A 2,071-nucleotide genomic window follows, 5' to 3' on the forward strand; every position below is an offset into this window, starting at 1 on the left:
ATATATTAATAATGTAAGCGTTTTAAACCAATAACGATTCATGAGTACAAACTTTCCTTCAAACCCTGATGACAATCAAAACCCTGAAAACCAAGGTCGCAAAGCTAAGAAAGCCAAGCACATCTTGATTGGTTATCCTGAACAAGTTCGGAAAACAATTCTTACCATCTATTCTCTTAAATACGCTTATCCCGACGAATGGAGCACTCCCGAACCTACCGGAAATCCTGGTGAGGTTATGGTGACTTTGATTCGATATTTTTACGTAGATTAGGATAGTAAATTGCCAGGGCGTCGCCCTGGCGACCAGGAATGAAGAATGAAGAATGAAGAATGAAGAATGAAGAATGAACGTTTTTTTGGGGAGGGGTATAAATCAGCAAGCCGTCAGCGGTCAGCCGTCAGCTTATTTTATTCAAAAGCACCGATTGCGCTACGCGCAGGCTAAGCCTTTGGCTGATACGCGACACGCTGATAGCTGACTAACTCGGGAATAATGTACAATTAATCAGGAGTTATATGGTTTAAGTGCAGCTTAGCTGTACGTTTTGAGGTTTACACAATATAATTCGGTCAAGTATTAGAGTTTATCTGAGCTTGACCGAATTTTTTTATTAATTGCTATACTTATAGAAGTTATTAATGGGAGTTTTGATCCCCCCTAACCCCCCTTAAAAAAAGGGGGGAAAAGAGTAGGCGTAGGGTGCGTTAGGGACGGGCTCGGCATCATTTTATAGGTAGTCAGTCTTGGAAGAGTCCGTCCCGTAACGCACCACCAGGTCAAACTGACAGCTGATAGCTGACCGCTGAGCACTGATAGCTAATAGCTGAATAAATAAAAATGGACGAAGAAAGAAGACAAGCATACCTCAAATTGATCCAGCAACTGCTAACTTGTCCCAGCGGTGAAGACGCTCAAATTATTGAGAGCAACCGCGAGTTAGTGGATGCAGAGTTATTGCAGGTAATGGCACAAGAAGCCGAAAAACTAGCAGCCGATGGCAACCAAAATGCTGCTGATGTTTTACTTCTTATCAGGAGTGACCTTTTAGAGAAAATTTCAGAATCCCCTACCTTAGTTAATCCTTCATACCAAGACTATCTAGAATTTTTTAAAGAGGTATTGCTAGCAACTAGCGAAAGCAATAGTGATCCGAAAGTAGTCTATCCACTCCTGGAAGCAAACCTAGACAAACTCGATCATAAATTTATAGATATATTGCAAACCTGGGCAAGTGCTAAACTCTCAAAATTGGAACCAAAAACAGCAAAAATTATGGCTACATTTATTGGTGAATTTAGCAACTTTATTAGCGATTTTACACTAGGGAAGAAAGCCAATAACATGGAAATTGCTATTGCTGGTTACGAAACGATACTAACAGTGTTTACTAATCAGAGTAAGCCGGAAAATTTGGCAAACCTTCACTATAACCTGGGCATTGCCTACAGAAACAGAATCAATGGAGACAAAGCTGATAATTTAGAACTGGTCATAGAAGCATTCCAACTAGCTTTATCCGTTTGGACTAAACCAGACTTTCCCCAAGATTGGGCAAGCACTCAATATAACCTGGGCATTGCCTACAGTGACAGAATCAATGGAGATAAAGCTGATAATTTAGAACTGGCCATAGAAGCATTCCAACTAGCTTTATCTGTTTATACCAAACCAGACTTTCCCGAAAAGTGGGCAAGCACTCAAATCATCCTGGGCATTGCCTACAGTGACAGAATCCGTGGAGATAAAGCTGATAATTTAGAACTGGCCATAGAAGCATACCAACTAGCTTTATCCGTTTGGACTAAACCAGACTTTCCCGAAAAGTGGGCAATTGTTCAAAATAACCTGGGTAATGCCTACAGTGACAGAATAAATGGAGACAAAGCTGATAATTTAGAACTGGCCATAGAAGCATACCAACTAGCTTTGGATGTTTATACCAAACAAGACTTTCCCCAAGATTGGGCAAGCACTCAATATAACCTGGGCAATGCCTACATTGACACAATCAATGGACACAAAGCTTATAATTTAGAAAAAGCCCTAGAAGCATACCAACTAGCTTTA

3 protein-coding genes are annotated in these 2,071 nt (G+C 40.6%); all 3 read left to right on the forward strand.

Annotation, left to right across the window (positions count from 1 at the left end; translation table 11 throughout):
* Window positions 1-40 precede the first annotated feature (40 nt).
* Window positions 41-274 (forward strand): hypothetical protein, encoded by a 234-nt coding sequence (locus F6K37_RS39630; RefSeq protein WP_287256750.1) that lies wholly within the window; start codon window positions 41-43, stop codon window positions 272-274.
* Between the two features lie 73 nt (window positions 275-347).
* Window positions 348-482: a hypothetical protein gene (locus tag F6K37_RS39635; RefSeq protein ID WP_267872043.1), complete on the forward strand. Its 135-nt coding sequence runs from the start codon at window positions 348-350 to the stop codon at window positions 480-482.
* 359 nt (window positions 483-841) lie between these two features.
* On the forward strand, window positions 842-2,071 hold a 1,230-nt coding region (locus F6K37_RS39640), incomplete at its 3' end, for a YwmB family TATA-box binding protein (RefSeq protein ID WP_287256751.1).

Origin of the sequence: Moorena sp. SIO4E2, from assembly GCF_010671945.1 — a bacterium.
Lineage (GTDB): Bacteria > Cyanobacteriota > Cyanobacteriia > Cyanobacteriales > Coleofasciculaceae > Moorena > Moorena producens.